Genomic DNA, 22,693 nt, shown 5'->3' on the forward strand with positions numbered 1-22,693 from the left:
ATGCAAAATTACCTGCCCTCGCTCAAACAGATGCAATATCTCGTGGCGCTGCACGAGCATGGCCATTTCGGCCGCGCCGCCGACGCGTGCAACGTCACCCAGTCGACGCTGTCGGCGGGCATCCGCGAGCTTGAGACCCTGCTTGGCCAGACGCTCGTCGAACGCACGCGCCGCGTTGTGCGCTTCACCACGCTCGGCAATGCGATCGTCGCCAAGGCGCACCGCGTGCTGCGCGAGGCCGAGGAACTCGCCGACATGGCCGCCGCCGCCGCCGCGCCGCTCGTCGGCGAGCTGCGCATGAGCGTCATCCCGACGATCGCCCCCTTCCTGCTCCCGAACATGCTGCGGCTGCTGCGCAAGACCCGCCCCGCACTCAAGCTGTTCCTGCGCGAAGAACCGAGCGCGCAGGCGTGCGAGTCGCTCCACCACGGCGCCGTCGACTGCGTTCTCCTCGCGCTCCCCTATGCCTGCGGCGACGTCGAGGCCGAGGCGCTCTTCGACGACGCCTTGTTCGTCGCCTTCCCCGGCGACCAATCGGAAAACCTCCCCGCGATGGTCAGCGCCGACCAGATCGACCCCGCGCAGATGCTGATGCTCGAGGACGGCCATTGCCTGAAGGACCACGCCCTCGCCGCGTGCAACCGGCCGGAACTGCGCGCCGGCGCGCGTATGATGGGCACCTCGCTCCACACGCTCGTCCAGATGGTCGACAACGGCCTCGGCATCACGATGCTGCCGCAAATGGCGATCGAGGCGGGCATTCTCGACCACACTGACATCGACACCCGTCCGCTCGATTCGGACCACGACTGGCGCACGATCGCGCTGGTCTGGCGCAAGGGCAGCCCGCGCGCCGACGAGTTCCGGATGCTCGCGGATATTTTCCGGCAGCATAGGGCGGCCTGAGTGCCCCTCTCCCTTGATGGGGGAGGCAGCGAGACTTACGAACTTGTTCGTTAGTCGCAGCGGTGGGGGTGCGGTTTCGACCCGAGGCGACCGTGCAGGAGCACACCGTCACCCTCATCCAACTCCGCCTAGGCCGCTCTGCGGCTAAGGCTCCATATCCTTCTCCCATCAAGGGAGAAGGAGCATCATCCCCACCTTTCAGAGCGCTTGTGATCCCCCTCGCGCTGCTCGACCCAAGCCGCGCGTCCATCGCTGAAACTCTCGCGCTTCCACAGCATCACATCGGTCTTCAGCCGGTCGATCAGGAACTCGACCGCCGCCAGCGCCTCGGCCCGGTGCGCGCTGCTCGCGAGCACCAGCACGATCGTCTCGCCCGGCGCCATGCCTCCGACCCGGTGAATCAGCGTCAACGCCCCCAGGCTCCACCGCGCCCCGGCCTCGCCCGCTAGTGCCTCCAGTCCGCTCGCCGTCAGCACCGGATGATGATCGAGAAACAGCTCTGTCAGCCCGTCGTCGCCGCGCACCCGCCCGACGAAGCTCGCGCTCGCGCCATACCCGCCCACATCATGCGCCGCATATTCGACCGCGACGTCGATCGCCTCCGCCTGGACCGCGACCCGGATCATCCGCCCGTCACCGGCGGGAACAGCGCGACCTCGCCGCTCCGCGGCACCACCGCGCCCGGTCCCGCCATATGCCCGTCGACCGCCGCGCGGATCCGCATCGGCTCGGCAAAGGCGCGCGCGCCGGCCTCGTCGCGGGCTGCGAGCCACAGGATCAGGTCGGTGACCGTGCGCACGTCGTCGGGCAGCGCTATCGACTCCTCGCCGGTGCCCATCCGCTCGCGCACCCAGGCGAAATAGCTAAGTTTCAGCATCGCGCGCTCAATCCATATGCTTCAGGCCGACGCGCAAATAATCCCAGCCGGTGATCAAGGTCAGCACCGCCGCGCCCCACAAGGAGGCGAGCCCCACCGTCTTGATCCAGACCATCGCAGGCAAAGCCCCCGCCAGGATCAGCGCGCCGAAGGCGACGAGCTGGAAGGTGGTTTTCCATTTCGCGAGCTGGGTCACCGGCATCGACACCTGCAGGCTCGCGAGGAACTCGCGCAGCCCCGACACGATGATCTCGCGCAGCAGGATCATCAGCGCGGCGATCACATGATAACCGTCGATGTCGCGCGTGAATACGAGCAGCAGGATCACCGCTGCGATCATAATCTTGTCGGCGATCGGATCGAGGAAGGCGCCCAGCCGCGACACGATCCCGCGCGAGCGTGCAACATAGCCGTCAAAATAATCGGTAATGCCCATCAGGCAGTAGAGGATGAAGGCGAGCGCATAGTCGATCGCCAGCGGCTGGTGCGATCCCTCGCGGACGCCCGGCCACAGCAGGAACAGCAATATGGGAACCGCCAAAATGCGCGACAAAGTCAGGACGTTCGGAAGGCTGAGCATGACCCCTGTTTCCCGCTTGCGCGGCCTTTAGGCTTTGACCCTGCCCGCCCTAGCCGATAAGCCCGCCGGGCGACAACCATATTGCCGGGGGACATAGGATGCTCGCGCGATTTTTAACGGGATGGAACCACGCATGACCGGCTCTTTTGCGCTGTTGAAGCAACGCCGGTTCCTGCCCCTCTTCGTTACCCAGCTGCTCGGCGCGTTCAACGACAATCTGTTCAAGAACGCGATGGTGCTGTTCGTCGTCTATGGCGTGTTCAACGACGAAGCCTCCGAAACCATGTTCAGCGCGGTCGCTACCGGCCTGTTCATCCTGCCCTTTTTCCTGCTTTCGGCGCTCGCGGGACAACTCGCCGACACGCGCGACAAAGCGCGGATCATCCGCATCGTCAAATTCTGCGAGATTTTGATCATGCTCGTCGGCGGCCTCGGGCTGGTGCTCGCCTGGATGGGCTTCGCGGTTCATCTGCTCGCCATCCCGCTGATGATGCTCGCTTTGTTCGCAATGGGCATCCACTCGACCTTCTTCGGCCCGATCAAATATGCGATCCTGCCGCAGCATCTGAAGAGCGACGAGGTGCTCGCGGGCACGGGACTGGTCGAGGCCGGCACCTATATCGCGATCCTCGCGGGCACGATCCTCGCGGGAGTGATCGAGGTCGAATGGGCCGCGCTCGGCGTCGTGCTCGTAGCCGCGCTCGGCTACTGGACGGGCCGCAAGGTGCCGCCCGCGCCGCCCGAGCATGAGGAACATGGCATCGACTGGCACATCGTCCGCTCGTCGATCACGCTGGTGCGCGGCACGATGCACATTCCGCGCCTCTATCTCGCGATCCTCTCGATCAGCTTCTTCTGGACGATCGGCGCGGTGCTGTTCATCCAGTTCCCGCCGCTGGTGAAGAATATCCTCCACGCCGACAAGAGCGTCGCCAGCCTGTTCCTCGCGATCTTCTCGATCGGGATCGCGATCGGCTCGGTCGCGGTGAACCGCCTGCTCAAGGGCCAGGTCTCGGCGCGTTACAGCCCTGCCAGCGTCATCGTCATGGGTGTCTTCGTACTCGCCTTTTATTGGGTGTGCCGCAATTGGGAGCATGATCCCTCCGGCGTCATGTACGGCATCGACGGCTTCCTGAACCACGCCGACGTCATCCCGCTGCTCGGCGCGCTGCTCGGCATCGCGATCAGCGGCGGCATGTTCGTCGTCCCGCTCTACGCCTTCCTCACCACCACCGTGCCCAAAGACCAGACCGCACGCACCGTCGCGGCGAACAATATCGTCAATTCGGGCGCAATGGTCGCGGGCTCGTTACTTGCGATCGGCCTCGGCCTTATCGGCGTCGGTGTCGTCGACCAGCTGCTGATGAGCGCGGTTATGTGCCTCGTCTCTGCGTGGCTGGCGGTGAAGCTGCACAAGGCCTGCGACGATGGGCCGGCGAAGGCGGGCGACGGAGACGAAGGGGTGCGGGTTTAAATATCCTCCCCATCGCGAAGCGTTGGGGAGGGGGACCGCCGCGGCAGGCGGTGGTGGAGGGGTATGACGTCGCTTTCCACGCGACGGTGAAACCCCTCCGTCAGCGCTTCGCGCTGCCACCTCCCCATCGCTTCGCGTGGGGAGGATCTTCGCGGCAGCTACTGCTGCCCGCGGCCGGACATCACATCAAAAACACCATCGTCGCCGTGAAGAACATCAGGAAACTCTGGACGAACAGCTTCAGGTCCGATCCCCTGAAGACCTTCACCGGCTCGCGGTGCTGGCGGATCGCGTGGCGCAGCGCGCCTTCCCAGTCGGCGGGCGCGCTCATGCGCGCGATGACCAGCTGGCGCTGACCATGATCGCGGATGCGGTCGCGGATATCGATGCGGAGCTCGGAGTCGAAATCTTCCATGCCCCGCAAGCTACGCCTGCGTTAACGAGTCGATAAGGTTAAAAAATCGTTAACGCGTGGGCCGCCAGCGCGCGTCCCGCCGCGGGACGCCGCGCGCCGTAAGCGTTAACGCGGCATCGCCCGCACGCGCACCACCCTCTTGTCCGCCAGTCCGCGCTGGAATGACGCGCAGCGCCGCGGTTTCATCCGCGGTCCCAGACAGAAGCGGACCTCTTTCAGCCACCCCTTGTCGTCGGCCGATACCGCCAGCATTTCGGGTCTTATCCCCTTGTTGACCGCAACGAACGCCGCGCGGATCGATCCCGCCGTCTGCGGTTTCGCCGCGAGCTTGCCCATGTCGGGAAAGCGCACCGCGCCGAACAGGATCGACGCCGATTTGAAATAGGCCGCGGGGTTCGGGCTCATGCACGTCCCATGCTTGGCCCATTCGTGCTGCAGCAACTGCGCCGAGGGCGTCATGCACAGATGCTGCTTCAGCACCGGTTGCGGCACGATCTTCGCCGGGCGGCACCATTGCGGATAGCCGGGGTTTGCCGCCTCGGGCCACAGCCCGTGCAGCACCCAGCCGAAACGCCCGTTCTCGCCCGAACATTGGAAGCGGTCGCGCTTATCCTTCTTATCGCGCACCCCCGCGCAATGCTGCGGCGACCAACTGAGGCTCAGCAGATAACCCGCGGTCGCCGGCGTGCGCACCGGCTCGCCGCGCCGCGGCTGCTCGATCCGCGGGACCGGCGCGCGATCTGGCGCCTTGCACGCCAAGGCCTGCGCCTGCGCGGCGGTAGGGGCGAGCGCGAGCAGCGCCGCGGCGGCGCTAGGCCAGCGCAAAATCGAGCCCGATGTCGGCCGCGGGTGCCGACTGCGTCAGCCGCCCGACCGACACATAGGTCACCCCCGTCGCGCCGATCGCGCCGATCGTGTCGAGCCGCACCCCGCCCGACGCCTCGGTGGGCACGCGCCCTCCGACGATCGCCACCGATTCGCGCAATTCGCCGAGGTCCATATTGTCGAGCAGCAGATGCGTCGCGCCCGCCGACAGCGCGGGTTCGACCTGGTCGACGCGGTCGACCTCGACGATGATGTTCGCGACTCCTGCGGCGACCGCGCGGCGCACCGCTTCCTCCACCGATCCCGCGACCGCGACATGATTGTCCTTGATCATCGCCGCATCCCACAGCCCCATGCGATGGTTCGTCGCGCCGCCCATCCGCGTCGCATATTTCTCGAGCACCCGCAGCCCCGGGATCGTCTTGCGCGTGTCGAGCAGGGTCGCGTTTCCGCCCAGCGCATCGACATATTCGCGCGTCAGCGTCGCGATCCCCGTCAGATGCTGCACCGTGTTCAGCGCCGAGCGCTCGGCGGTCAGCATCGCGCGGGCATTGCCCGACAAGCGCATCAGGTCGGTCCCGGCGGGCACCCGCTCGCCTTCGCCGACCAGTATCTCGATCGCCATGGCCGGATCGAGCGCACGGAAGAAGGCCTCGGCGATCGGCAGCCCCGCGACGGTGATCGCATCGCGGCTGTCCATCACCCCCTCGAAGCGCGCGTCGGCGGGGATCACTGCCATCGAGGTGACGTCGCCCCCCGACCCCAGATCCTCGGAAAAAGTGTTGCGGACGAAGGCGTCCAGGTCGAAACCGGTCAGGGAAAAATCGCTCATGCCGCCCGCGATAATGGGCTCCCCAAGCAAATCAACTTGACGTTTACGTAAACTAGCGCTGACATGCTCGACACAGGTGAAGATAGAAAAGATCGGAGAGGTTAATGCTGTCCCCCATTTGCGCGATGCTCGGCATCGAATTCCCGCTCCTCGCCTTCTCGCACTGCCGCGACGTCGTCGTCGCGGTGTCGAAGGCCGGCGGCATGGGCGTCTTCGGCGCCGCCGGCATTCCGCCCGAGCGGCTCGAGGAAGAACTGGCGTGGATCGACCAGCATATCGGCGGCAAACCCTATGGCGTCGATCTGATCGTCCCCAACAGCTTCGCGGGCAAGGGCGAGGAAAAGGCCGCGCGCCCCGCAATCCCCGACGAGCATAAGGCCTTCGTCGCCGATCTCCTTGAAAAACATGGCGTCGACGCGGGCAGCGTCGGCGGCGTCAGCTCCAGCCTCGGCGACAATATGAGCGACGCCGGCGCCGCCGCGCTTCTGGAAGTAGCCTTCCGCCACCCGATCGGGCTGATCGCCAACGCGCTCGGTGTGCCGCCGCCGCTGATGCTCGAACTCGGCAAGCGCAACGACGTGCCGGTGGCCGCGCTCGTCGGCACGCGCGACCATGCGCTGGCGCAGGTCCGCGCCGGGGTCGATATCCTGGTGGTCGCGGGCGGCGAGGCGGGCGGCCATTGCGGCGAAGTCGCTACGATGGTGCTCGTGCCCGAGGTCGCCGCCGCGGTCGAAGCTGTGGGCGCCACGACCCCGATCCTCGCCGCGGGCGGCATCGTCACCGGGCGCCAGATGGCGGCGGCGATGGCGATGGGCGCGCACGGCGCTTGGACCGGCTCGGTGTGGCTGACCACGGCCGAGGCCGAGACCAACCCGGTGGTGAAGGAAAAGATGCTCGCCGCCTCGTCGCGCGACACGGTGCGCTCGAAGAGCCGTACCGGCAAACCCTCGCGCCAGCTCCGCTCGCCGTGGACCGACGCCTGGGAAGCCGAAGGTGCGCCCAAGCCGCTGCCGATGCCGCTCCAGTCGCTGGTCAGCGAACCCGCGCTGCGCCAGGTCGACAAGCTCTCCGAAGGCGGCCACGAGGGCGCAAAACACCTCGCGACCTACTGGGTCGGCCAGGGCGTCGGGCTGATGAACGAGGCGATGGGCGCCGGGCAGGTCGTCCAGGCGTTCAAGGAGGACTGGGTCGCCGCCTGCGAACGGCTGAACGGCTTTATCGGGGATTGATTCACAAAAAACCTCCCCCTTGATGGGGGAGGCAGCGAGACTTGGCAGCTTGCTGCCTAGTCGCAGCGGAGGGGGTGCGCTCTCGGCCCGAAGCGGCGGCGCAAGGATGTACCGTCACCCCCCATCCAACTTCGCGTAATCGCTTCGCGATAAGGCTGCGTATCCTTCCTCCATCAAGGGGGAAGGAGCGCCAATCAGGCCACCGTCGCCTTGACGATCTTGCCCGGCTCGCGCGGCGGCTCGCCCTTGGGCAGCGCGTCGACATTTTCCATGCCCTCGATCACTTCGCCCCACACGGTGTACTGCTTGTCAAGGAAGCGCGCGTCGTCGAAGCAGATGAAGAACTGGCTGTTCGCGCTGTTCGGGTTCTGCGACCGCGCCATCGAGCACACGCCGCGGACGTGCGGTTCGGCGTTGAATTCCTGCGGCAGGTCGGGAAGCTTGCTGCCGCCCATGCCGGTGCCTGTCGGATCGCCGCCCTGCGCCATGAAACCCGGGATCACGCGGTGGAAAACGACGCCGTCGTAAAAGCCTTCCTTGGCGAGGTCGGTGATGCGCTCGACGTGCAGCGGCGCCAGATCGGGACGCAGGCGGATGACGACGTCGCCGGTCGACAGTGACAGGGTGAGGGTCTGTTCGGTCATGAAAAGCTCCTGAAAAAGGGATTGGCGGTCCCATAGCCGCGCGGCGCGCCAATGCCACGCAGAAATTGCGCAGCCCGCCCGCGCGGCGTTGCCTTATGCCGGGCGCGGGCCTAGGGGGAGGCAGAGACACCGCACAGCCAGGGAGGACCGCGCGATGGACAAACGCGAAGATTCCCTGCCGACCGAAGACGTGCTGGTCGAGACCCCCGAGACCGAACTCGACGAGGACGACCGGCTGAAGCCCGAATTCGTCCGCGACGTCATCGAACTCGCCGAGGCCGGCGAAGGCGAGGCCGCGCGCGAGCGCATCGGCCGCCTGCACCCCGCCGACATCGCCGACCTGTTCGAACTCGCGCGCGCCGACGAACGCCCGATGCTCGCCGCAGTCATCGGCGACCTGCTTTCCGCCGACGTGCTTGCGGAAATGAACGACTATGTACGCGAGGAGCTGATCGACCTGCTCGCGCCCGAGCAGGTGGCCGAACTCGCCTCCGAACTCGATACCGACGACGCCGTCGCGATCATCGAGGACATGGAGGAGGACGAGCAGCAGGCCGTCCTCGAGGCGATGGAGCCCGAGGATCGCGCCGCGATCGAGGACGCGCTCTCCTTCCCCGAGGAAACCGCCGGCCGCCTGATGCAGCGCGAGTTCGTCGCGGTGCCCGAACATGTCACCGTCGGCGACGTCATCGATCGGCTGCGCGAAGACACCGACCTGACCAGCGATTTCTGGGAAATCTTCGTCGTCGACCCGAAACATCGGCCGGTCGGCACCTGCCAGCTCAGCTGGATCCTGCGTACCCCGCGCGACATCGCCATCGGCGACGTGATGAAGCGCGAACAGACGCTGATCCCGGTCGACATGGATCAGGAAGAGGTCGCGCTGCGCTTCCAGAAATATGCGCTGATCTCGGCCGCGGTGGTCGACAAGGCCGGACGCCTCGTCGGCATGATCACCGTCGACGACGTCGTGCACATCATCCAGGAAGAGGCCGGCGAGGACATCCTGCGCCTGTCGGGCGCCGGCGACGGCGACATCAACGAACCGATCCGCGACACCTATGTGGCGCGCGTGCGCTGGCTCGTCGCCAACCTAGGCACTGCGCTCGTCGCCTCGTCGATCGTCGGCTTTTTCGGCGGTGCGATCGAACATATGGTCGCGCTAGCCGCGTTGATGCCGATCGTCGCGGGGGTCGGCGGCAATGCAGGCACGCAAACCCTGGCGGTCACCGTTCGCGCGCTCGCGATGAACCAGCTCACCGATTCGAACAGCTGGCGCGCGATCTTCCGCGAAATGAAGATCGCCTTGCTCAACGGCGGCACGATCGCGGCGATCGCCGGGGCCGCGACCGCATTGTGGTTCGGTAATCCCCTGCTCGGCGGCGTCATCGCCGCGGCGATGGTCGTCAACATCTTCGTCGCTGGGGTCGCGGGGGTCGCGATCCCGCTTCTGCTCGACCGGCTCGACCAGGATCCGGCGGTCGCGAGCTCGATTTTCGTGACGATGACGACGGATTCGATGGGATTTTTGGCGTTCCTCGGCCTCGCGGTCGCCAGTGGGCTCACATTGTTGGGCTGACAACGCGCTGGAATCGCTGACGATTCGAGAAAAACGAAAAAATTTTCATCCTCCGAACTTTTTTTTGGAACTTATCCCCAGACTCAGCGGTTTCCCATATGAGCAGCGGTCATCGCCCCCCCGCAGCGCTGCTCAGCAACATTGGCCCGGCGCGTATTCCCTCCCCCCCCCTCGAAGCGTGCCGGGCCATTTTGCATCTGGTCCCAAAACAAGGTGAAGAACGATGTCGAGTTTTCGCGTGATCATTCTGGCGTTGATGGCAAGCTTTCTGGTCGCTGGCTGCAACACCGTAAAGGGTGCCGGCCGCGATATCGAATCGGTCGGCAAAGCAGGCGAAGACGCGATCGACTGATCGCTTCCTAGCTCAGGCCTCTTCGAGAGGCTCGACAGGCGCCGCTTCGGCGCCTGTTTTGCGTCGGCGCTGCGTGAACCAGATCGCGAAGATCGACAGCTCGTAAAGCAGGATCAGCGGCACCGCGAGCAGGAACTGGCTCAGGATATCGGGCGGCGTCGCGACCGCGGCGATCGCGAAGGCGGCGACGATCATGTAGCGCCGCGCCGACACCAGCTGCTGGCGCGTGACGATCCCCGAGCGCTCGAGCAACATCAGCAGGATCGGCAGCAGGAAACAGATGCCGAACGCCATGATAAACTGCATGATGAAGCTGAGGTAATTCGCGACTGAGGGCAGCGCCTCCTGCTGGATACCGCCGAGGTCGCCCTGGAAGCCGAGCAGGAATTTGAGCGCTACCGGCACCGTCACGAAATAGGCGAGGCAGGCGCCCGCAGTGAACAGCACGGGAGTCGCGAAGATGAAAGGCAGCAGCGCACGCTTTTCGTTGCGATAGAGGCCCGGCGCGACGAATTTCCACAGTTGGTTGGCGATCACCGGAAAGGCGATCATCGTCGCTGCGAACAGCGCGACTTTGATCTGGACGAAAAAGGCCTCGAACAGCTGGGTATAGATAATCTTGCCCTGCCCCGCCGCGACGAGCGGCTGGACGAGGATGCGGAAGATATCCTCGGCAAAATAGAGACAGACGCCGAACGCCACCGCGACCGCGACCAGCGACTTGAGCAGCCGCGAGCGCAGTTCGATCAGATGGTCGAGCAGCGGCATCTTGCCGCCGGCGCCATCCTCTTCGGCGGTCACGGGACCCTCGGCGCTCATGGCAGCGGCCCGTCCTTCGGCGGCACCGTGTGCGTTTCGGGAGTCGCCGCGGCTTCGGGCGCGGTGGCGCCTTCGTTCTTCACCGGTTCGGGAGGCGCCTTGGCGATCGAGACCGCGGGCGGCGTGTCGTCGTCGATGCGCGGGAACTCGCGCATGATCGCCTCGTTCTGCGACCGCCATTGCTTCTCGAGTTCCTCGAGCTCGGCCTCGCGCATCATCGTGTCGAGGCCGGCGCGAAAGTGGCGTGCCATGCCCTTCGCCTTGCCCATCCACTTACCGACGAAGCGCATCGCTTTCGGCAGGTCCTTGGGGCCGATGACGACCAAGGCCACCACCACCACGAGCAGCAACTCGGTGGGCGCTACATCGAACATCTAGCTTGGCTTCCCCGCAGGCGGAACGCGGTCAGAGCGTATCGCGGTCGGCGGTCGGGGTCGGCGACGGCGCGGCGTCGGGCGCGCGCTGGCCTTCGAGATGCTTGGGCGCGGGCGGCGTATCGTCTTCCGACATGCCCTTCTTGAAGCTCTTGATGCCCTTGGCGACGTCGCCCATCATGTCCGAAAAACGGCCCTTGCCGAACAGCAGCAGGACCAGAATCCCGACGATCAGCCAGTGCCAGATGCTCAAACCACCCATCTCAAATCTCCTTGAGCCGCCCATATAAGGGCAAGCCCTGCCGAATGCACGTTGCGAATGAAAAAAGCGTCAGGCTTCTTCGCCGTCCTTGACCAGGTCCAGCTCGCCCATCGCCTCTTCGAGCGCGAGATCGACCGGGTCGAGCAGGCCTGCGGCGCGCAGATCCTCGATACCCGGCAAATCCTTGCGGCTGCTAAGCCCGAAATGCTGCAAAAATGCGTCGGTGGTCTTATAGATCAGCGGCCGCCCCGGAACCTCGCGGCGCCCCGCGGGCGCGATCCATTCGGCCTCCATCAGCACGTCGAGCGTACCCTTCGAGGTCTGGACGCCGCGGATCGCCTCGATCTCGGCGCGGCTGACCGGCTCGTGATAGGCGACAATGGCCAGCACCTCGGACGCCGCGCGCGACAGCTTGCGCGGATCGTCGCGCTCGCGGCGCAGCAGGTGCGCGAGGTCGGCGGGGGTCTGGAAATGCCAGTGCCCGCCGCGCTCGACCAACTCGATCCCGCTCCCCGCGTGGCGCGCCGCGATCGCCTGGATGACCGCCTTGACCTCGGCAACCGGGATTTCCTCGGCAAAGCGCGCCGCGATCTGCCGCGCGTCGAGCGGCTCGTCGCTGGCGAACAGCATCGCCTCTATCGCGCGTTCGCGGTCGTCGATCATGGCGCTTCTTGTCCCATTTGGGCAGCCCTCAGATAAAGCGGTTCGAACGCGGCCTCCTGCTTGAGGTCGACGCGCCCCTGCCGCGCGAGTTCGAGCGCGGCGACGAAGCTGGACGCGATCGCCGAGCGGCGCAAGGGGCCGTCATAGTCGGTCGGCAGGAAATCGGCGAGTTCGGCCCAGTCGAGCTTGATCCCGATCAGCCGTTCGAGATGATGCAGCGCCGCGTCGAGGGTGATCACGGGGCGCCGCGCGACCATATGCACGACCGGCTCGGTGCGCGCCTTCACCTGGCCATAGGCCGACAGCAGGTCGTACAGGCTGGCGTCCCAGCGCCGCAGCTTGACGTCGCGCAGCCCCTCGGGCTTCGGGCGCAGGAAGACGTCGCGCCCGACGCGGTCGCGCGCGAGCAGCCGCGCCGCCGCCTCGCGCATCGCGGCAAGCCGCTGCAACCGCAGTTGGAGGCGCAGCGCGAGTTCGTCGGGCGAGGGTTCCTCGAGCGGGTCCTTGGGCAGCAGCAGCGCCGATTTGAGGTAAGCGAGCCACGCCGCCATCACCAGATAATCGGCCGCGACCTCCAGCTTCGCACGCATTTCCGAAATGAAGCCCAGATATTGCTCGACCAGCTGAAGGATCGAAATCTGCCGGAGGTCGACCTTCTGGCTGCGCGCCAGCGTCAGCAGCAGATCGAGCGGGCCTTCCCAGCTGTCGAGGGAGAGTTGCAGCGCATCCTCGCGCTCGCCCGCCGCCGGTGCCACATCATAGTCGAGCGGCAGTTCCTCCATTCGGGTCAGGCCCCCATCACGCCAAAGCTAGCAGCGCGTCGCGCTGGTCGACGAGCAGCGCGAACTGGCGCGCGTCGTGCGTCCCCGCGATGCGGTCCATCGCCCCTTCGAGCCGGGCGCGCGAGATCGTACTGATCGGGTCGAGGCTGTTCGCGATGCCAACCATGTCGTCCATCTTGCCCCAGCAATTGAGTGCGATGTCGCAGCCCGCTGCGACCGCCGAGGCGGCGCGCGACGGCACGTCGCCCGACAGCGCCTCCATGTCGAGGTCGTCGCTCATCAGCAGCCCATGGAACCCGATGCGCTGGCGGATCACGCTGTCGATCACCAGCGGCGACAGAGTCGCGGGGCGGTCGGGGTCCCAGGCGGTGAAGACGACGTGGCAGGTCATCGCCATCGCCGCGTCGCGCAGCGCCGCGAATGGGGCCAAGTCGGTCTGGAGGTCGCGGTCGAGCGCGTGGACGACGGGCAATTCCTTGTGCGAATCGAGCAAGGCGCGGCCGTGGCCGGGGATATGTTTGACGATGCCGACGACGCCGCCGTCCTGCAGCCCGTTCAGGATCGCGCGGCCGAGCGCCGCGACGCGCATCGGCTCGCTGCCGAGCGCGCGGTCGCCGATCACGTCGCTCGCGCCGGGCTGGCGCACGTCGAGCAAGGGCAGGCAATCGACCGTGATCCCGACCTCGGACAGCATCGACGCGAGCGCCATCGCGTTCAGCCGCGCCGCCTCGATCGCACTGGCGGGCGCGCGCTCATAAAGCGCGTCGAACGCCGCGCCGCTCGGGAAATCGGGCCATTCGGGCGCCTTCATCCGCGCGACCCGCCCGCCCTCCTGATCGATCAGGATCGGCAGATTGTCGCGCCCGTCCAAGTCGCGCAGGCTGTCGGTCAGCCGACGCAACTGCTCGCGATTTTCGACATTGCGGCCGAAAATGATGTAGCCCGCGGGATCGCTGTCGCGAAAGAAGGCGCGCTCGTCGTCGCTGAGGGTCAAGCCCGAAAGGCCGAAGATGGCGGGTATCATACGTCAATCTCCACCGGCCGCCGCCCCCTCGAGCGGCCACCAATGCTGGAATGATGGCATGACAAGGTCAGCGAACCAATGACCGCTGCGACGGGGCGAGCCGTTTCAGCGGACGACGACGCAATTTTCACCGGCAACGCGCAATTTCCCGCACAGGCTCTGCGCGTTGGCGGTCGTTCCCGCCACCGCGCGGAGGCGATAGACCTTGCCGCTGTCGACCGTCGCCGGCGACACCGATTTGCTCAGCCCCGACAGATAGGCGAAGCGCTTGGTCAGGTTGATCCACGCCTTTGCCGCGGCTTCCTCGCTGCTGAACGCGCCGAGCTGGATCATCGCCGACCCCGCCGGGGCAGGGGCAGCCTTGATTGCCGCCTCGGCGGTCTTGACCGAGGTCGCGACCGGCTTGCCCTTGTCCGCGGGCGCGGTTTTCGCGGCCGCCGCCTTGGCCGCAGCGGCCTTGTCGGCTTCGGCCTTTTTCGCGGCCTTGGCCGCGGCCTCGCGCTCGGCGGGGGTCGCCGCCGGTTCCTCGGGCATGCGCGTCGGATCGACCTTGCCCGCGGGCAGCACGCCTTCGCTCGCGGCGAAGCTCGCGTCGCCCTCGCCTTCGAAGGTCTTGGCGGCGTCATTCTTGGGCGCGACCTTATAGTCGCCTTCCTGCGCCGCGATCAGTTCGCCCTGCCCGCGCGCGCCGCCATTCTGGATCCACCAGAGGCCGCCGAGCACCGCGCCGATCAGGACAAGGCCGCCGAGCACCATCACGAGCAGCCGGGTCGGCGAAACCTCGCCGTCATCCTCATATTCGTCGGCGGCTTCGAGCCAGGGCAGCCGATCCTCGTCGCCCAGCCCCAGTCCGGCGTCCGTCGCGGCGTCCTTGTCTTCGGCCATCAAAGCATCTCCTCGAGCGCTTCCACCCCCATCAAGTGGAGCCCATTCCGGATGGTCTGCCCGATTCCATCGGCCAAATAAAGGCGAGTCGCAGTCAATTCGGGGTCACCGGCGATAATGACGCGAAGCTCGGGCCGGTCGTTGCCCATATTCCACCAGGCGTGGAAGGCGGCGGCGACCTCGCCCAGATAGAAAGCAATGCGGTGCGGTTCGCGCGCCGACGCCGCCGATTCGACGATTCGCGGGAATTGCGCGAGCAATTTGACCAGCGCCAACTCATGTTCTTCCAGCCGCGCGGGGTTCGGTGCGGCCGCAGCGATCCCCGCATCGGCGAGCTTGCGCTTCAGGGACGCGATCCGTGCGTGGGCATATTGCACGTAAAAGACAGGATTGTCGCGCGACGCCTCGACCACCTTGGCGAAGTCGAAATCCATCTGGGCGTCGGCCTTGCGCGTCAGCATGGTGAAGCGCACGGCATCTTTGCCGACCTCCTCGACGATGTCGGCAAGCGTGACGAAATTGCCCGCGCGTTTCGACATCTTGAACGGCTCGCCGTTCTTGAGCAGCCGCACCATCTGGACCAATTTGACGTCGAACTTCTTCTTGCCCTCGGTCAGCGCCGCGACTGCGGCCTTGATGCGCTTGACGGTGCCGGCATGATCGGCGCCCCAGATGTCGATCAGCTCGTCGGCGTCCTGGCTCTTCTGGAAATGATAGGCCAGATCAGCGCCGAAATAGGTCCAGCTGCCGTCGGACTTCTTGATCGGCCGGTCCTGGTCGTCGCCGAATTTGGTCGAGCGGAACAAAGGCAGCTCGACCGGTTCCCAATCCTCGGGGGTCTCGCCCTTCGGCGCTTCGAGCACGCCGTCATAGACCAGGTCCCGCGCACGCAGCCATGCCTCGGCATCGGCGGGCTTGCCGGCGGCCTGCAATTCGGCCTCGGACGAGAAGAGATCGTGATGGATGCCCAGCTTCGCAAGGTCGGCCCGGATCATGTCCATCATCGCGCTGACCGCCTCGGCACGGAACAGGCCGAGCCACGCGCTTTCGGTCGCATCGACGAAGCGGTCGCCATATTCGGTGGCGAGCTTCTGCGAAACCGGGATCAGATAGTCGCCGGGATAGAGCCCCTCGGGGATGGCGCCGATATCCTCGCCCAGCGCCTCGCGATAGCGCAGGTGCACCGAGCGCGCGAGGACATCCACCTGCGCGCCGGCGTCGTTGACATAATATTCGCGAATCACCTTGTGCCCGGCATATTCGAGCAGCGCGGCGAGCGCGTCGCCGACGACCGCGCCGCGACAATGGCCGACGTGCATCGGCCCCGTCGGATTCGCCGAGACATATTCGACATTGACGGTGCGCCCCGCACCCATCGCCGAGCGGCCGTAATCGCCCGCATCGGCATGGATCAGCGCCAGTTCGGCGCGCCAGCTGTCGTCGGCGAGGCGCAGGTTGATGAAGCCGGGTCCGGCGACGCTCGTCTCGGTCACTTCGTCGAGCGCGCCGAGTTCGGCCGCGAGCAGGTCGGCGAGCGCGCGCGGGTTCATGCCCGCAGGCTTCGACAGCACCATCGCGGCGTTGGTCGCGACGTCGCCATGCGACGCGTCGCGCGGCGGCTCGACGCTGATCGATCCGCGGTCGAGACCGGCGGGGATCGCTCCCTTCGCGGCAAGGGCGTCGAGGGCGGTGCCGATATGGTCGGTGAAACGGCTGAACAGGGTCACGGGCTTGGGCCTATCTTTGATCGAGCTGCTGGCGCGCGCCCTATAACAGCTTGGGCAACGCGAAAAGCCCTGCGTCGCCCGGTGGCGCCGCAGGGTAAAGCGAGAAGCGAACGGCGCGCGTCGCGCATCGCCGCATGATTATCGTCGGACGTTATATTCGAGCTGTTCCTGCGTCAGCTGGAAGCCGACGAGCAGTTCGAAGCTGGCGCGCTGCACCGCGGCGCGCACTTCGGGGACGCTCAGCGGGTCGATCGCGGCGTCCTGGTCGCCGGCTTTGCGCTTGCGCGTGATGCGTTCCATGATGTCGGCGGGCAAGGTCGCAGCGGCGCGGTCAACGTAGGCCGACGCTTGGCCGCGGCCCGAACCGCGGACCTGGCCGTCGGCGAAGGTCACGGTGACATTGCCGAGCCGCTTGGCAACGACGGCGGTGCCGCCCTGAACCACGGTCGAGAAATAGGGTATGGTGACCGAGCGTGCCGGGCCGGCGTCGCGGCGCGTCGCGACGACGTCGAAGCTCGCGAGCTGATAGACCTTCTCGCCGCTGTCGTTGCACTGTGGGCTCAGGTTGGTGATCGTCGCCACCACGTCGATCGCCGCTGCGTCGCGGCTGGTCGCCGGGTCGAACAGGGTGATGTCGCCCGTATGCATCGGCACCGCGACCGCGGGGCACGCCGAGCGCGTCGCGGTAATGCCGACGCCGCCCGACAAGTCGATCTCGTTGTCCTTGGCGCAGCCCACCACCGTCGCCATGGCCGCCGTGCCGCAAAGGACGGCGAAAAACTTGAGAGGCGGGGACGAAATGCGGTTCATAGAGGCAGGCTTTCCAACTGGGCCGGAGCGACGAGGACGAACGATCCCTGCTCCATGCGCGCCGCTTCTTATCGGGGGGATGAACGGGGCGCAACAATGCGAAGTTGCTTTACCGCATGGCGGCGGCTGCGCTAGAGCGCGCGCAAGATGAATACACCCCGATCTTTGGCCCCCGCGACGGCGCGCGGAGGGGCGGAACTCAAGGTTTTGATCGCGGCGCCACGCGGTTTCTGCGCCGGCGTCGATCGCGCGATCAGCATCGTCGAGCTGGCGATCGAGCGCTATGGCGCGCCGGTCTATGTGCGTCACGAGATCGTCCACAACCGCTATGTCGTCGATACGTTGAAGGCAAAAGGCGCGATTTTCGTCGAATCGCTCGATCAGGTACCCGATGGCGTGCCGGTGGTTTTCAGCGCACATGGCGTGCCCAAGGCGGTCCCGGCCAAGGCCGCCGCGCGCGGGCTGGACTATATCGACGCGACCTGCCCGTTGGTTTCGAAAGTGCACCGCCAAGCCGAACGCGCGCACGAGGCCGGGCGGCACATCATCTTCGTCGGGCACGCCGGCCACCCCGAAGTCGTCGGAACGCTGGGCCAATTGCCGAAGGGCGCGATGACCCTCGTCGAATCGGTCGACGACGTCGCCGCGCTGGTGCCGGCGGACCCCGAAAGACTGTCCTTCCTGACCCAGACGACGCTGTCAGTCGATGATACCCGCGACATCATCGCGGCGCTGAAGCACCGCTTTCCGGCGATCGCCGGGCCGCGCGGCGAGGATATCTGCTACGCGACATCGAATCGTCAGGAAGCGGTGAAGGCGATCGCCGGTCGCTGCGACCGGATGATCGTGATCGGGGCACCCAATAGTTCGAACAGCCTGCGTCTGGTCGAGGCCGCCGAGCGGCTGGGCACGCCGGCGCATCTCGTCCAGCGTGGCACCGACGTCGACCCGGCGTGGCTGACCGATATCGGCACCTTAGGCATCACCGCGGGCGCCAGTGCGCCGGAGACGCTGGTGCGCGAAGTGATCGATGCGGTCGCTGCACAGCGGTCAATAGACGAGGAGATCGTCGTCATCGCCGAGGAAAATATGGTATTCAAGCTGCCGCGCGGCTTCGAACCCGCAGCTGCCTGATGGCCGTCTATACCGAAGTCGATCCCGACGACCTGGCTGCGCTCGTCGCCCGTTACAACATCGGGACCGTGGTGTCGTGCAAGGGCATCGCCGAGGGGGTCGAAAACAGCAATTTCCTTCTCGAAACCAGCGGCGGGCGTTTCATCCTGACACTTTACGAAAAGCGCGTGAGCGTCGGCGACCTGCCCTTTTTCGTCGATCTGCTCGCACATCTGGCGGCGAGCGGCTGCGCCGTCCCCGCGATGATCCGCGACCGCGGCGGCGAGGCGATCCAGCAGATCGCGGGCCGCGCCGCGTGCATCATCCAGTTCCTGCCGGGCATTTCGCTGACCAAACCGACCGCTGGCCAGTGCCGGTCGGCGGGCGCCGCACTCGGCGGCATGCACCGCGCGCTGGCGGACTATCCGGGCGGGCGCGAGAACAGCATGGGGCACCGCCACTGGCGCGCCATGGCCGAAGCGACGGGCGATCTCGACGCGGTGCGTCCGGGGCTCGCCGATGTGGTCGCCGCCGAACTCGACTATCTCGACACCCATTGGCCGACGAACCTGCCCGCGCATGTCGTCCACGCCGACCTCTTCCCCGACAATGTATTGATGCTCGGCGAAAAGGTGACGGGCCTCATCGACTTCTATTTCGCCGCCTCCGACTATCGCGCCTATGACGTCGCGGTCACCCACGCCTCTTGGGCTTTCTCCAGCGATGGAAAAAGCTGCGACCGCGACCGCGCCCGCGCGCTGATGGCGGGCTATGCGAGCGAAATCGCGCTGAGCGATGCGGAACGCGAGGCGCTGCCGCTGCTGGCGCGCGGTTGCTCGCTGCGCTTCCTGCTGACGCGCGCGCACGACTGGATCCACACACCCGCGGATGCGCTGGTGACACGCAAGGACCCCACGCCCTTCCTCGAACGACTGCACCGTTACCAGGCCCCCGACGCCGCCGACCTGTTCGCCGCCGCATGAGCGAGGGCAAGACGGTGATCGTCGCGACCGACGGCGCGTGCAAGGGCAATCCGGGTCCCGGCGGCTGGGGCGCGGTGCTGCGCTGGGGCGACGTCGTGAAAACGCTTTCCGGCGGCGAGCCCGATACGACGAACAACCGTATGGAAATGATGGCCGCGATCGAGGCGCTGTCGGCGCTGAAACGTCGCTGCAAGGTCGAGCTGTCGACCGACAGCGTCTATGTCCGCGACGGGATCACGAAATGGGTGTTCGGCTGGCAGAAGAACGGCTGGAAGACCGCGGCGAAGAAACCGGTGGCCAACGCCGACCTGTGGCAACGGCTGGTCGCCGAGGCGAAGCGCCACGATATCGAGTGGCTGTGGGTCAAGGGCCACGCCGGCCATCCCGATAACGAAATGGCCGACAAGCTCGCCAGCGACGCCGCGCTGGAATTCATGCGAAAGGCGCGGGCGCGCTGAGCGCCCGCGCGCGATCGCTCATTCGGCTTCGCGCGTCTCGGCGCCGGGACCGTTTTTCTTGATCGATTCGATGGCGTTCACCGCGGACGCCTTGCTCGAATAGCCCTCGGTCCAGAACATCGTTTCGCTGTTATATTTGAAATAGGCGACATATTCGCCGGCCTTGTTCTGCTTGATCTCGAAATAATGGGCCATGGATACCTCCAAACATCAGGCCGCCGGTCCGTGCGGCTAACCCATGTTAGACCGCCCGCCACGTCGCGCAAGCAGGTCGATGGGGGGATCAGGCGAAGCGCGACGGCGCGTAGACGACAGGATCGATCGCCGCGATGGCCCCGGAAGGCACGGGCGCGCCGAGCTGCGCCGCCGCCAGGGCCGCTATCGCCGGCGCGGTCTGGATGCCGAATCCGCCCTGCCCCGCGCACCAGAAGAAATCGGGCACCGCCCGATCGGGACCGAATACCGGCAGCCGGTCGGGCGCGAAGCTGCGTAGCCCCGCCCATTTGCGCTCGACCGCGGCGACCGGCCAGTCGACCACCGATTGCAGCCGGTCGATCGCGAGCGCGACGTCGATCTCCTCGGGCGCGGCGTCGCAGGGATCGCTCAGCGTCTCGTCGTGCGGGCTCAGCCAGATACGGCCCTGACTCTCGCCCTTGAAATAGAAGGAGCCGCCGATGTGCCCGATCAAAGGCAGCGCGGCGGGGGTTGGAACGCCCAGCCGGACCTGCGCCAGCGTGCGGCGATAGGGCTGGATGCCGACCGGCCCCGCACCGCACGCGACCGCGATTTCGTCGGCCCAGGCGCCGGCGGCGTTGACGATAACCGCGGCGCGGATCGCCCCCTGCGCCGTTTCGACCGTCCATCCATCGCCCGTGCGCCGCGCGCTCGCCAGCGACGTCCGCACGGCAAGCCGCGCGCCGGCACGCTTTGCCGCGCGCAGATAGGCTGTGTGTAAAAGGCCTACGTCGATGTCGCGGCACGACGGCTCATAAGCGCCTTCGCTCCATTCGGGCCGCAACCCGTCGACCCGGCCGACGAGCTCGGCTGGGGAAAGGCGCGACACTTCGACCCCTTGCGCCGCGAATTCACGCACGAAGGCGTCGATCGCCGTTGCCTCGTCGCGGCGTCCGATCATCAGCGCTGTCCGAGGCAGCAGGAACGGGCGATCCGAAAAGCCCGGCTCGGGTTGCGCCAATGCGTCGAACGAGGCGGCGGTCAGTGGCTGCACGCCGACACCGCCATAGCTTTCCTGCCAGAAGGCGGCCGAGCGCCCGGTGGCGTGATAGCCGGGCATGTCCTCGCCCTCGATCATCAACACCGCGCGGTGCGGCGCGAGCGCGGCGGCGAGGCTCGCCCCCGCGATGCCCGCGCCGACGATCAGCACATCGATGTCCGAAGGGGGAGCGGAGGCCATCACCCGCGCATATCGGCTGGCGGCCGGATTGCAAGCCGGGCGCCGCCGAACATGGTTACCATTTGGTAAGTCATGATCTCTAGGGACGGGGGTCATGACCAGCCACCTTCCCCAGCTGCTCCTGATGATGCTCGCGGCGATCCTGATGATCTGCTCGGCGATCAGCGACCTGCGCTGGCGCGAGATTTCCAACGGCCTCAACGGCCTTATCGCGGTCTTTGCTATCCCCTTTTGGTATTTTGCCGGCTGGTCGCTGTGGCCCCATGCCACGATCGTGGTCGGGGTTGCGCTCGCGGCCTTCGCCTTTTTCCTGCTGCTCTATGCGCTCGGCGGGATGGGCGGCGGCGACGTGAAGAACGTCTTTGCCATATTTTTGTGGGTGCCTACGCCGATCGCGACGCAGGCGCTGATGGTGATGGCGCTGGCTGGTGCCGCGGTGTCCGCGGCAATGCTGGTGCACCAGATCGTAAAGCGCCCGAAGGACAAGCCGGAGGTACCCTATGGGGTCGCCATCGCGGCTGCAGGCCTTTGGGCGCTTCACCAACAATATCTTAACCAGTTTCAGGTTATCGGGTCGAGTTGAGGGCAAGCACCGCCGCGTCTGGCGAGTGCAGGAGGCGAAAAATCGTCATGGATACGCGAAAGATTATGCTGATCGTCGGCGCACTGGTCATTGCGATCGGGGCGGCGTTCGGGGTCAACCAGATGATGCGCGGCGCATCGGCTCCGCAGGCACGCGCTGCCGCGGCCCCGGAAGCCCAGGGTCCGATGATCCTGGTCGCCACGCGCCAGCTGCCGGTCGGGACGATCATCGGCCCCGACAGCTTCCGCTTCCAGCCCTGGCCGAAGGAACTGGTCGAGAAGGCCTATTTCCTGAAGGAAAAGACCGACACCAACAGCCTGGTCGGCACGGTCGTGCGCTATCCGATCACTGCGGGGCAGCCGCTCACGCAGGGCGCGCTCGTTCATCCCGACGATCGCGGCTTCCTCGCCGCGGCGCTCGGCCCCGGCATGCGGGCCGTGACCGTCAAGGTCAGCCAGGAACAGGGTGTCGCCGGCTTCGTCTTCCCGGGCGACCGCGTCGACGTCGTGCTGGCGCAGGAGATCGAGGTCAAGGAAGGCGGCAGCTATCCCGACGACCAACTCTATACCGCCGAGACGATCGTCAACAATGTCCGGGTTCTCGCGACCGACCAGCGTTATGACGCCGAGGACGAGACGGGCAAGACGCCGGTTCGCACCTTCGGCTCGGTGACGCTGGAAGCCACGCCCGAGATCGCAGAGAAGATCGCGGTCGCGCAGAGCATGGGTAAGCTGTCGCTCGCGCTGCGCCCGCTGGCCGACAGCGCGGGCGATCTCGATGCCGCCATCGCCTCGGGTGCGGTAAACGTTCCGACCAAGGGCGGCACTGCCGCTGAAAAGAAGATGATGGCCGAAGCCGCGGGGCGGCCGACCTCGGGCCGCGGCTCGGCCACGACGGGCGGTGACGTATCGCGCTTCTGGGTTCCGGTCAGCGGCCGCGTATCGCAGCCGAAGCCGCAGCAGAATGTCTATGGAGGGGCACCGATGCCCATGGGCGGCGCCGCACCGGCGGCCCCGCGCGGTCCAGTCGTACGTGTCACGCGCGGCGGCCAGGTGACCGAAGTTCCGGTTGGGGGTAAGTAAG

Annotated in this window: 28 protein-coding genes; 10 read left to right on the top strand and 18 right to left on the bottom strand. The window is 66.4% G+C overall.

Annotated elements, in window-relative coordinates:
• Positions 1 to 906, top strand: a complete 906-nt coding sequence (locus BWQ93_RS07845) for a hydrogen peroxide-inducible genes activator (RefSeq protein WP_077030047.1) — start codon at positions 1 to 3, stop codon at positions 904 to 906.
• A gap of 185 nt (positions 907 to 1,091) precedes the next feature.
• On the opposite strand, the gene BWQ93_RS07850 is transcribed toward BWQ93_RS07845, so the two are convergent.
• Genes BWQ93_RS07850 through pgsA form a run of 3 tightly spaced genes read right to left on the bottom strand, consistent with a single transcriptional unit; the run spans position 1,092 to position 2,363 of the window.
• Positions 1,092 to 1,532, bottom strand: a complete 441-nt coding sequence (locus BWQ93_RS07850; protein ID WP_077030048.1) for a molybdenum cofactor biosynthesis protein MoaE — start codon at positions 1,530 to 1,532, stop codon at positions 1,092 to 1,094.
• The gene (locus tag BWQ93_RS07855; RefSeq protein ID WP_198040496.1) at positions 1,529 to 1,783 is read right to left on the bottom strand and encodes a MoaD/ThiS family protein; all 255 of its coding nucleotides are present in this window, start codon (positions 1,781 to 1,783) and stop codon (positions 1,529 to 1,531) included. The genes BWQ93_RS07850 and BWQ93_RS07855 overlap by 4 nt, the downstream gene beginning before the upstream one ends.
• A 7-nt stretch (positions 1,784 to 1,790) precedes the next feature.
• Positions 1,791 to 2,363: a CDP-diacylglycerol--glycerol-3-phosphate 3-phosphatidyltransferase gene (pgsA, locus tag BWQ93_RS07860; protein ID WP_077030049.1), complete on the bottom strand. Its 573-nt coding sequence runs from the start codon at positions 2,361 to 2,363 to the stop codon at positions 1,791 to 1,793.
• A gap of 133 nt (positions 2,364 to 2,496) precedes the next feature.
• Between pgsA and BWQ93_RS07865 the strand changes: the two genes are divergently transcribed.
• Positions 2,497 to 3,837, top strand: a complete 1,341-nt coding sequence (locus BWQ93_RS07865; protein ID WP_077030050.1) for an MFS transporter — start codon at positions 2,497 to 2,499, stop codon at positions 3,835 to 3,837.
• Positions 3,838 to 4,018: 181 nt separating this feature from the next.
• Here the strand turns inward: BWQ93_RS07865 and BWQ93_RS07870 are convergent, their stop codons facing one another.
• The 3 genes from BWQ93_RS07870 to nadC all read right to left on the bottom strand — a co-directional run bounded on the left by BWQ93_RS07870 (position 4,019) and on the right by nadC (position 5,909).
• Entirely contained in the window at positions 4,019 to 4,252 is a 234-nt protein-coding gene (locus BWQ93_RS07870; RefSeq protein ID WP_077030051.1) for a hypothetical protein, read from the bottom strand.
• 105 nt (positions 4,253 to 4,357) lie between these two features.
• The gene (locus BWQ93_RS07875) at positions 4,358 to 5,077 is read right to left on the bottom strand and encodes a ribonuclease T2 family protein (protein ID WP_077030052.1); all 720 of its coding nucleotides are present in this window, start codon (positions 5,075 to 5,077) and stop codon (positions 4,358 to 4,360) included.
• Positions 5,064 to 5,909, bottom strand: coding sequence for a carboxylating nicotinate-nucleotide diphosphorylase (gene nadC / locus BWQ93_RS07880; protein ID WP_077030053.1), 846 nt, complete (start codon positions 5,907 to 5,909; stop codon positions 5,064 to 5,066). The genes BWQ93_RS07875 and nadC overlap by 14 nt, the downstream gene beginning before the upstream one ends.
• Positions 5,910 to 6,013: 104 nt before the next feature.
• On the opposite strand from nadC, the gene BWQ93_RS07885 reads away from it, so the two are divergent.
• Positions 6,014 to 7,138, top strand: coding sequence for an NAD(P)H-dependent flavin oxidoreductase (locus BWQ93_RS07885; protein WP_077030054.1), 1,125 nt, complete (start codon positions 6,014 to 6,016; stop codon positions 7,136 to 7,138).
• Between the two features lie 194 nt (positions 7,139 to 7,332).
• Here BWQ93_RS07885 and BWQ93_RS07890 read toward each other — a convergent pair whose 3' ends face one another.
• Entirely contained in the window at positions 7,333 to 7,782 is a 450-nt protein-coding gene (locus BWQ93_RS07890) for a peptidylprolyl isomerase (protein WP_077030055.1), read from the bottom strand.
• 154 nt (positions 7,783 to 7,936) lie between these two features.
• Between BWQ93_RS07890 and mgtE the strand changes: the two genes are divergently transcribed.
• On the top strand, positions 7,937 to 9,361 hold the full coding sequence (gene mgtE / locus BWQ93_RS07895) for a magnesium transporter (protein WP_077030056.1): 1,425 nt from the start codon (positions 7,937 to 7,939) through the stop codon (positions 9,359 to 9,361).
• Positions 9,362 to 9,617: 256 nt separating this feature from the next.
• Entirely contained in the window at positions 9,618 to 9,713 is a 96-nt protein-coding gene (locus tag BWQ93_RS07900; protein ID WP_443029374.1) for an entericidin A/B family lipoprotein, read from the top strand.
• A gap of 12 nt (positions 9,714 to 9,725) precedes the next feature.
• Here BWQ93_RS07900 and tatC read toward each other — a convergent pair whose 3' ends face one another.
• From tatC to BWQ93_RS07945, 9 genes are all read right to left on the bottom strand, one after another.
• A complete protein-coding gene (gene tatC, locus BWQ93_RS07905; protein WP_077030058.1) occupies positions 9,726 to 10,532 on the bottom strand; it encodes a twin-arginine translocase subunit TatC in 807 nt (268 codons plus the stop codon).
• Positions 10,529 to 10,906 carry a Sec-independent protein translocase protein TatB gene (gene tatB / locus BWQ93_RS07910; protein WP_077030059.1) on the bottom strand — a complete coding sequence of 126 codons (378 nt, stop codon included), beginning with the start codon at positions 10,904 to 10,906 and terminating at the stop codon, positions 10,529 to 10,531. The genes tatC and tatB overlap by 4 nt, the downstream gene beginning before the upstream one ends.
• A gap of 31 nt (positions 10,907 to 10,937) precedes the next feature.
• A complete protein-coding gene (locus BWQ93_RS07915; RefSeq protein WP_083720740.1) occupies positions 10,938 to 11,168 on the bottom strand; it encodes a twin-arginine translocase TatA/TatE family subunit in 231 nt (76 codons plus the stop codon).
• A gap of 69 nt (positions 11,169 to 11,237) precedes the next feature.
• The gene (scpB, locus tag BWQ93_RS07920) at positions 11,238 to 11,831 is read right to left on the bottom strand and encodes an SMC-Scp complex subunit ScpB (protein WP_077030060.1); all 594 of its coding nucleotides are present in this window, start codon (positions 11,829 to 11,831) and stop codon (positions 11,238 to 11,240) included.
• Positions 11,828 to 12,613, bottom strand: a complete 786-nt coding sequence (locus BWQ93_RS07925) for a segregation and condensation protein A (RefSeq protein WP_077030061.1) — start codon at positions 12,611 to 12,613, stop codon at positions 11,828 to 11,830. The genes scpB and BWQ93_RS07925 overlap by 4 nt, the downstream gene beginning before the upstream one ends.
• 16 nt (positions 12,614 to 12,629) lie before the next feature.
• Positions 12,630 to 13,637 carry a beta-N-acetylhexosaminidase gene (gene nagZ, locus BWQ93_RS07930; RefSeq protein WP_077030062.1) on the bottom strand — a complete coding sequence of 336 codons (1,008 nt, stop codon included), beginning with the start codon at positions 13,635 to 13,637 and terminating at the stop codon, positions 12,630 to 12,632.
• A gap of 105 nt (positions 13,638 to 13,742) precedes the next feature.
• Positions 13,743 to 14,522, bottom strand: coding sequence for an SPOR domain-containing protein (locus BWQ93_RS07935; RefSeq protein ID WP_077030063.1), 780 nt, complete (start codon positions 14,520 to 14,522; stop codon positions 13,743 to 13,745).
• Positions 14,522 to 16,249: an arginine--tRNA ligase gene (gene argS, locus BWQ93_RS07940; protein WP_077030064.1), complete on the bottom strand. Its 1,728-nt coding sequence runs from the start codon at positions 16,247 to 16,249 to the stop codon at positions 14,522 to 14,524. The genes BWQ93_RS07935 and argS overlap by 1 nt, the downstream gene beginning before the upstream one ends.
• Before the next feature lie 138 nt (positions 16,250 to 16,387).
• Positions 16,388 to 16,999, bottom strand: a complete 612-nt coding sequence (locus BWQ93_RS07945) for a hypothetical protein (RefSeq protein ID WP_443029367.1) — start codon at positions 16,997 to 16,999, stop codon at positions 16,388 to 16,390.
• A 207-nt stretch (positions 17,000 to 17,206) separates the two neighbouring features.
• On the opposite strand from BWQ93_RS07945, the gene ispH reads away from it, so the two are divergent.
• From ispH to rnhA, 3 genes are read left to right on the top strand one after another with little or no spacing between them, the layout of a single operon-like run.
• Entirely contained in the window at positions 17,207 to 18,193 is a 987-nt protein-coding gene (gene ispH, locus BWQ93_RS07950; RefSeq protein ID WP_077030066.1) for a 4-hydroxy-3-methylbut-2-enyl diphosphate reductase, read from the top strand.
• Complete coding sequence (gene thrB, locus BWQ93_RS07955; RefSeq protein ID WP_077030067.1) at positions 18,193 to 19,155, top strand: homoserine kinase; 963 nt, start codon at positions 18,193 to 18,195, stop codon at positions 19,153 to 19,155. Before ispH ends, thrB begins: the two co-directional genes overlap by 1 nt.
• A complete protein-coding gene (rnhA, locus tag BWQ93_RS07960; RefSeq protein ID WP_077030068.1) occupies positions 19,152 to 19,613 on the top strand; it encodes a ribonuclease HI in 462 nt (153 codons plus the stop codon). The genes thrB and rnhA overlap by 4 nt, the downstream gene beginning before the upstream one ends.
• An 18-nt stretch (positions 19,614 to 19,631) precedes the next feature.
• Here rnhA and BWQ93_RS07965 read toward each other — a convergent pair whose 3' ends face one another.
• Both BWQ93_RS07965 and BWQ93_RS07970 read right to left on the bottom strand, forming a co-directional pair.
• Positions 19,632 to 19,808, bottom strand: a complete 177-nt coding sequence (locus tag BWQ93_RS07965; RefSeq protein WP_077030069.1) for a YegP family protein — start codon at positions 19,806 to 19,808, stop codon at positions 19,632 to 19,634.
• Positions 19,809 to 19,896: 88 nt separating this feature from the next.
• On the bottom strand, positions 19,897 to 21,027 hold the full coding sequence (locus BWQ93_RS07970; RefSeq protein WP_077030070.1) for an NAD(P)/FAD-dependent oxidoreductase: 1,131 nt from the start codon (positions 21,025 to 21,027) through the stop codon (positions 19,897 to 19,899).
• A 94-nt stretch (positions 21,028 to 21,121) separates the two neighbouring features.
• Between BWQ93_RS07970 and BWQ93_RS07975 the strand changes: the two genes are divergently transcribed.
• Complete coding sequence (locus tag BWQ93_RS07975; protein WP_077030071.1) at positions 21,122 to 21,610, top strand: A24 family peptidase; 489 nt, start codon at positions 21,122 to 21,124, stop codon at positions 21,608 to 21,610.
• Between the two features lie 47 nt (positions 21,611 to 21,657).
• Positions 21,658 to 22,692, top strand: coding sequence for a Flp pilus assembly protein CpaB (gene cpaB / locus BWQ93_RS07980; protein ID WP_077030072.1), 1,035 nt, complete (start codon positions 21,658 to 21,660; stop codon positions 22,690 to 22,692).
• Position 22,693: the final 1 nt, after the last annotated feature.

The organism is Sphingopyxis sp. QXT-31, assembly GCF_001984035.1.
Taxonomy (GTDB): Bacteria; Pseudomonadota; Alphaproteobacteria; order Sphingomonadales; family Sphingomonadaceae; genus Sphingopyxis.